A 6,932-nucleotide genomic window follows, 5' to 3' on the forward strand; every position below is an offset into this window, starting at 1 on the left:
CTGCCGCTTCTGTCAAAACATATCCGGGTGCCACGTCGGAGGGGAATCACGCAGATAAGCAGGCGAGACAGGGATTTTATCAGCCAGGAAGAAGGGGCGCGATTAACCGGCTACAGGGAGCCGCGTGTGGTCCCCACCATTGGGGAGCCACACGGCTTCCGGTCCCGGTCGGTATGACCATGACGCCGGAGCGGTCAGTGGCTCTGCTGAAGGAAGACCTTGCCCGGGCAGAAAGTACTCTGGCTTCGGCTGTGACAACCGGGATCAACCAGAATCAGTACGATGCGTTATGCCGTCTCATTTTCAATACAGGCGCGACGGCATTTTACTATTCAACCCCGCTGAAGCTGCTTAACCGGGGCTTTTCGCCGCGGCTGCCGATGAGTTTCTGAAATGGCGTATAGCCGGCCGGGAGCCGGACATCCTTTTACCGCGCGGGCAGCGTGAACGGGCCTGTTTTTGTCATGAAAATGCAGGGCGGCCCTGTGGCCCGCATCATCTCAATAACATTTTTCGCAGGATACATTTATGAATACAGCACTATTTCGAAACACGCCGTCAGTCACGGTTCTCGACAATCGTGGCCTGACCGTCCGCGCTATTGCTTACCACCGTCATCCGGATGATTCGTCGAAGACACCTGACGAGCGTATCACCCGCCATCACTACAATGCCCGCGGCTTTCTGGCGCGCAGCGCCGATCCGCGCCTGCACGATGCCGGGCTGGCAAACTTCAGCTACCTCACGGACCTGACCGGCAGTGTGCTGCGCACGCAGGGGGCGGATAACGGTACTACCGTCAGCCTGAATGACGCCGCCGGCCGACCGTCCATCTCAGTCAGCAATATCATTACTGCCAGTGACGGCACGGAGGAGCGAAACCAGGCGGTGATCCGCACCTGGCAGTATGAGGACGCCGGACTGCCGGGACGTCCGGTAAGTGTGACCGAACAGGTTACCGGTGAAGCCGCCCGCATCACGGAGCGTTTTGTGTATGCCGGCAACGGTGACGCAGAAAAGGCTATAAATATAGCAGGCCAGTGCGTCAGTCATTACGATACAGCCGGCCTGGTGCAGACGGAGAGCGTGGCGCTGACCGGCGTCCCGCTCTCCGTCAGCCGCCGTCTGCTGAAGGATGCGGATAACCCGGATGTGGTGGCCGACTGGCGGGGAGAGGATGCTTCCGCCTGGAATGACCTGCTTGCCGGCGAGGGTGAGCGGCACAGAACCCTGACCACCACCGATGCCACCGGAACGGTGCTGACCACCACTGATGCAAAAGGGAATCAGCAGCGGATGATGTACGACGTTGCCGGGCAGCTGTCGGGCAGCTGGCTGACCCTGACGGGCGGCACGGAGCAGGCCGTCGTGAAGTCCCTGACGTACTCCGCCGCCGGACAGAAGCTGCGCGAGGAGCACGGTAACGGCGTGGTAACCACGTACACGTACGAGCCGGAAACGCAGCGCCTGACCGGGATTAAAACGGAGCGGCCTGCCGGGCATGCATCAGGCGCGAAAGTGCTGCAGGACCTGCGTTACGGGTACGACCCGGTAGGTAACGTGCTCAGCGTCCGTAACGATGCGCAAGAGACCCGCTTCTGGCGCAACCAGAAAGTGGTGCCGGAAAACACGTACGTCTACGACAGCCTGTACCAGCTGGTGAGCGCCACCGGGCGTGAGATGGCAAATACCGGCCAGCAGGGCAGCAATCTCCCCGCCATCGCCGCTCCCCTCCCCACCGACAGCTCTGCGTATACAAACTATACCCGCACTTACACTTATGACGAAGCCGGCAACCTGACGCAAATCCGCCACAGCGCCCCGGCGACAAACAACAGTTACAGCACAAATATCACCATCAGCAATCGCAGCAACCGGGGCGTGCTGAGCACGCTGACGGAAAATCCCTCCGACGTGGACGCATTGTTCACCGCGGGCGGACAGCAGAGTCAGCTGCAGCCGGGGCAGAGTCTCATCTGGACGCCGCGAAACGAGCTGATAAAGGTGACGCCGGTGGTGCGTGACGGAGATACGGATGACAGGGAAAACTACCGCTATGATGCGGATAGTCAGCGCATACTGAAGGTCAATGTGCAGAAAACGGGCAACAGCACGCAGACGCAACGGGCGTTGTACCTGCCGGGTCTGGAGCTGCGGACCACAAAAGCAGGTGCAACAGAAACGGAAAGCCTGCAGGTGATAACCGTGGGCGAGGCGGGTCGGGCGCAGGTGCGGGTGCTGCACTGGGAGGGCGGCAGGCCGGACGGTATCGACAATGACCAGTTACGTTACAGTTACGATAACCTCACCGACAGCAGCGGACTGGAACTGGACGGTGACGGGAACGTCATCAGCATGGAGGAGTACTATCCGTACGGCGGGACGGCAGTGTGGACCGCCCGCAGCGCGGTGGAGGCGGATTACAAAACCGTTCGCTACTCCGGTAAAGAGCGAGATGCGACGGGGCTGTATTACTACGGTTACCGGTACTATCAGCCGTGGGCGGGCCGGTGGCTGAGCGCGGACCCGGCGGGGACAGTGGACGGACTGAATTTGTACAGGATGGTGCGGAATAATCCAGGGACGTTGAGGGATGATAACGGACTTGCACCCACGAAAGATGACGAGGAAAAAGATATTGCAGAATTTAAAAATTTAACGATGGAACACCAAATAATTGAATCATCAGATGTCGAGAATGATATAGGTTCAACGCAAAAAAAAGAAAACGATTTTCCCGATGAACTTAAAATAACCTCGGGTGAATTGACGTTAGAGGCATTACCGGTTGGTACAATACTCTATAAGTCTATGAGGTACGAAAGTTTTGATGTAAATCTGGCCATATCTGGTCAGGAAAATAAAGAGGAATGGGAAGGCCAATATTTTGCGTTGGATAAAGAAATATCTGAAGGGTATGAAATGGATTATCTGGATGCAGATACCGGCAATGGTATTGCTTGGTTGCATACGTTTGAGGTAACGAAAGAAATCCCGATTCTTAATAATATGGCCAAAGCACACGGAAACGATAATTTATCAGGCAAGGAAAAAGCTGCTGCGATCAAACATTTTTTGCTTAATGAAACCGAAGTTCTGGGTGATGAAAACACCATGGAGATTAATCAAGACAAACCTTTAATCCCAACGCTTACCAGAATTGGAATTGCATTCAACTCTCCTCATGACGAAGATGGAGGTAGAGAAATCATTATGGGCGGTGATTTACTTAGGAATATAAAAGTTATTAACTCGGAATCTCATAAATACAAGATGTGGACGAAGCAGTAAACAGTTGTGTTGCAATCACGTAAAGTGAAAAACTTTGTCGTGTTGATTGTGCTATTTGAGTAGACCCAAAACAGTCAATCCGGTGAGACAGTTTTTCTGTCTCATCTGGGAAATTATTGTCTTTAGGGGTGAGGCCCTCAGGCCGAATCACGCGGCAACGCAGAGACAAATTCGTCAGGAACGAATTTGAACAGCCGCAGGCTGCCTCTGGTGAGAGACAGGGAAGTCTCTCAATCATCCCCGGGAGCTTACTGGAGTAAGTGACCGGGGTAAACAAGGACAAATCGGCTTAGCCGATTTGAACGCCGCTGGCGGCGGCCCTTCAGGGTGAGGCCCCTGGGCCGAATAAAGCCAACGAACATGCAGCTTGAAGTATGACGGGTATATATAAACAGGTACACTTGTTCATATAGATTGCAGTAAGCGCGGCAGGGAATCATCATTATATAATTCAAAGATGGCTATCTTCAGCAAGATCACAGAAGGTATCAAAATATATCTTTGCAAGCGTTGTGGCCAAAATCATTTTTATTTACACTCGCTTAATGCATCAGAATTGAACGGCAGCCGGAATTTTATTTTTAAATATGATTTTTGTCACAAAAAACTGATATTTTTTATAATCCACTCTATATAACAATGTATAAAATGCAATTTTATCAAATTATGGAGAATTTATTTCAATTATCTTTATTTTTATATGCATTATAATCTAAGCGTTCAAAACATGTTACTGAGTCGGCAGCTTAACCCGGTCATAGAGATATATGATCGCGAATCGGAGTTTAACGGGAAGTAATAAGATGGTTCATCAGGCCGCTATTTAGGAATATTAAATGAATAACTGAACTTACATCACGATTGTAGACTCGTCTGAACCGTTACCTGATATGGCATTTCTTGTCCAGCACAGGCGTGATTAGAGAATTTGCTGTCACTAATACTCTTCTCGCTCAAGGGGCTACCACGGAGGATAAATACATTGCCGCAAATGAATTACAGAGTCATCACAGAAGCCCCTTTTGGGGTGGGAGGCAAAAATGACAATTGATCCTGATTCGCTAACGGAAATGATAAGAACGTCTCCAGAGACTGTCTCCTGGATTATGGTTGGTGTTTTTTCCGTCTGGGGGGGGCTGGTTCGCTATCTGATGGATAGTAAGGGGCGTAAGAAAAAACATCAATGGATGGAGGCCATCTCTCAAATCATCATATCCGGCTTCACGGGATTTCTAGGAGGGTTGTACAGCTTTGAATATGGTAACAGTCCGTTGATGGCTCTTATCCTGGCAGGGATCTGTAGCACCCTGGGTAGCACGCTTTTGCACTGGATATGGCGACGGATGTTACCGGATGCGGAAAATAAATTATGATCCTAAAAGTATTTAAGCTGGCTGGTGTGCTGAGTCTCCTGGTGGTAATCGCTGCCGGATGGCAATGGAACAAACTCCAACAGGAACGTCTTTCTGCTCTGCAGGAAGCTAACATACGTCTGGGGCAAAAACTGGAGATACAACAGGCTCATCTTAACGATTTAATGGCGCGCAAAGCGAATCTGGAAGCTGCGCTCATCGCCCGACAACAAAAACAGTATCGACTGGAGAAAACTTATGAGCAATACCGACAGCAACTCGGTCAAGCCGTGGAGCAGGCTCCCTGTGCCGGCCAGCCTGTTCCTGACGATGTTATTCGGCTGCAGCGAGACGCCCTCAGTACTGATATCGGTGCCCGTTAATCCAGTTCCTGCGCATTTGCTTTCCGCCGTACCGGCTCCGCCTTTTATGGTTCGAACATGGGGACAATATCCAGAGTATGTGACTCGCCTGCATCTTGCGCTGGAACAATGTAATGCCGATAAACAGGCTGTATCAGATATTCTGACATTGCACGTTAAGGAGAAAAAAGGTGATGGAACTGACTACATTCAAAAACGCGACGGGACTGAATGACGCTCTGGCTTGTCGCTGGCATGTATATATCAACCAGGCTATGCAGGATTTTAGTATTATTCACCCACGAGACCAGGCGATGTTTATTGCCCAGACCGGTCATGAGAGTAATGGATTTAAGCGTCTGAAAGAGAACTTTAATTACAGCCCCGAAGGGCTGACTATTTTTATCAAATCCGGGCGAATGACAAAAGAAGAAGCTATACAACTGGGGCGGCAGCCTGGAGAAAAGATCCTTTTGCTTGCCCGGCAGAAGGCCATCGCAAATATCGTTTATGGCAATAGACTTGGTAACTTTAAGCGGGATGATGGTTGGCTTTACAGAGGGCGTGGGCTTATCCAGATTACCGGTCGCGACAATTATAAGGTCTGTGGTGAAGCTCTGGGTATGGATTTACTCCATAGCCCTGATTTGCTGGAACGAGATGAGTTTGCGGCCCGTTCTGCTGCCTGGTTTTTTTCTTCACAAGGTTGTCTCAGGCATACCGGAGATATCCTAACTATCTCCAGACTTATCAACGGCGGTATTCATGGCCTGAAGGATCGGCAGTTACGCTACAGCAACGCTGTGGCAATTCTGGATCCTTGATATATTTCCGCAGTGTTGTTCTGGCAGTTCAATAGGGGATTTTTTTATATTGTAATCCCTGAGATAACGGCATGAATAGTGCTAATTACGGCGGAATGTGCCGCCGATATGCAGGCTATAAGGCGCTTAGTGACTAAAGCCCGGGGCAAAGTATTCTTTTCGAAGTGAGGAAAAGCCGTAATTGACTTCCCGGCGAGTTTAAGCAATGCAATTTCATTTTTTGACTAATAACACCTTCGGGCTGTTAACCAGCTTGCTGATTGCCACGTACGGCGGGCAAATAAGCAAGATGTGAACGTGATCCGACTATTCGTTAAATGATCTTACCCACGTAATGTGGACACAGCCCTAAGCGAGGTTCTGGTTTTCAAACTATGACCACCGCCAGGTGCAGCCAGCTCTCACCGGTGCGAAGATAAGTGATGTCACCGGCCCACTTACGGTTCGGGCCGCTGGTGCCGAAGTCCTGCTTCAGCAGGTTCTCTGACGCCGGCAGGCCGTGTTCGCGATAGCTGACCGGACTGAACCGGCGTGAGGCTTTTGCCCGCATGTAGTGGATCACAAAATCAGGACACCTGCGTAGCCTCTTTCAACGGGTTTTCATATTCACTTGGCGATAACCCTCCATTATGACCATGCGGGCGTTGCGTGTTATACCACCTGGATATCCACATCCCGATATCCCCTGTTGCCTGGCGAAGATCCACATAGCCACCTTTCGGCATCCACTCACTCTTCAGACTGCGGAACACCCTTTCCATCGGCGAGTTATCAAGGCAGTTTCCCCGACGACTCATACTCTGCATAACGCCATGCTTCCACAGTAACCGCCTGTATTTCTTACTCCTGTACTGCCCGCCCTGATCCGAATGAAACAGCAGACGTCCACTTCTTTTCCGTATTTCCAGCGCATTACGCAAAGCCCGGCAGACCAACTCCGCATCCAGTGATGAAGACATCACATGACCCACAATACGGCGCGAATACAAATCAATAGCCAGCGCCAGATAACACCAGCCGCCGGATACGCGGATAAAACTGATATCCCCGCACCACACCTGGTTTGTAAGCGTCGTCTGAGTACCGTCTGGTCCCGAATCCAG

The 6,932-nt window shown here is 51.2% G+C and carries 6 protein-coding genes and 2 pseudogenes; 6 read left to right on the forward strand and 2 right to left on the reverse strand.

Going from position 1 to position 6,932, the window contains the following annotated elements; translation table 11 throughout:
- The first annotated feature begins 197 nt into the window (after positions 1-197).
- The 6 genes and pseudogenes from GJV78_RS23710 to GJV78_RS18010 all read left to right on the forward strand — a co-directional run bounded on the left by GJV78_RS23710 (position 198) and on the right by GJV78_RS18010 (position 5,829).
- Positions 198-392: a glycoside hydrolase family protein gene (locus GJV78_RS23710; protein ID WP_230979181.1), complete on the forward strand. Its 195-nt coding sequence runs from the start codon at positions 198-200 to the stop codon at positions 390-392.
- Between the two features lie 136 nt (positions 393-528).
- Positions 529-2,587 (forward strand): annotated as a pseudogene (locus tag GJV78_RS17995) (RHS repeat-associated core domain-containing protein); the annotation flags it as partial.
- Between the two features lie 1,744 nt (positions 2,588-4,331).
- Entirely contained in the window at positions 4,332-4,664 is a 333-nt protein-coding gene (locus tag GJV78_RS18000) for a phage holin family protein (RefSeq protein ID WP_155109616.1), read from the forward strand.
- Positions 4,661-5,026: a DUF2570 family protein gene (locus tag GJV78_RS18005; RefSeq protein ID WP_155109617.1), complete on the forward strand. Its 366-nt coding sequence runs from the start codon at positions 4,661-4,663 to the stop codon at positions 5,024-5,026. Before GJV78_RS18000 ends, GJV78_RS18005 begins: the two co-directional genes overlap by 4 nt.
- Entirely contained in the window at positions 4,974-5,240 is a 267-nt protein-coding gene (gene lysC, locus GJV78_RS24295) for an Rz1-like lysis system protein LysC (protein WP_456237494.1), read from the forward strand. Before GJV78_RS18005 ends, lysC begins: the two co-directional genes overlap by 53 nt.
- Positions 5,200-5,829: a glycoside hydrolase family 19 protein gene (locus GJV78_RS18010; protein ID WP_155109618.1), complete on the forward strand. Its 630-nt coding sequence runs from the start codon at positions 5,200-5,202 to the stop codon at positions 5,827-5,829. The genes lysC and GJV78_RS18010 overlap by 41 nt, the downstream gene beginning before the upstream one ends.
- A gap of 373 nt (positions 5,830-6,202) precedes the next feature.
- On the opposite strand, the pseudogene GJV78_RS18015 reads toward GJV78_RS18010, so the two are convergent.
- Positions 6,203-6,379, reverse strand: a pseudogene (locus GJV78_RS18015) (IS3 family transposase); the annotation flags it as partial.
- Positions 6,380-6,395: 16 nt separating this feature from the next.
- The coding region (locus GJV78_RS18020) for an IS3 family transposase (RefSeq protein WP_155109619.1) at positions 6,396-6,932 on the reverse strand (537 nt) is incomplete at its 5' end.

Origin of the sequence: Intestinirhabdus alba (genome assembly GCF_009711095.1) — a bacterium.
GTDB lineage: Bacteria > Pseudomonadota > Gammaproteobacteria > Enterobacterales > Enterobacteriaceae > Intestinirhabdus > Intestinirhabdus alba.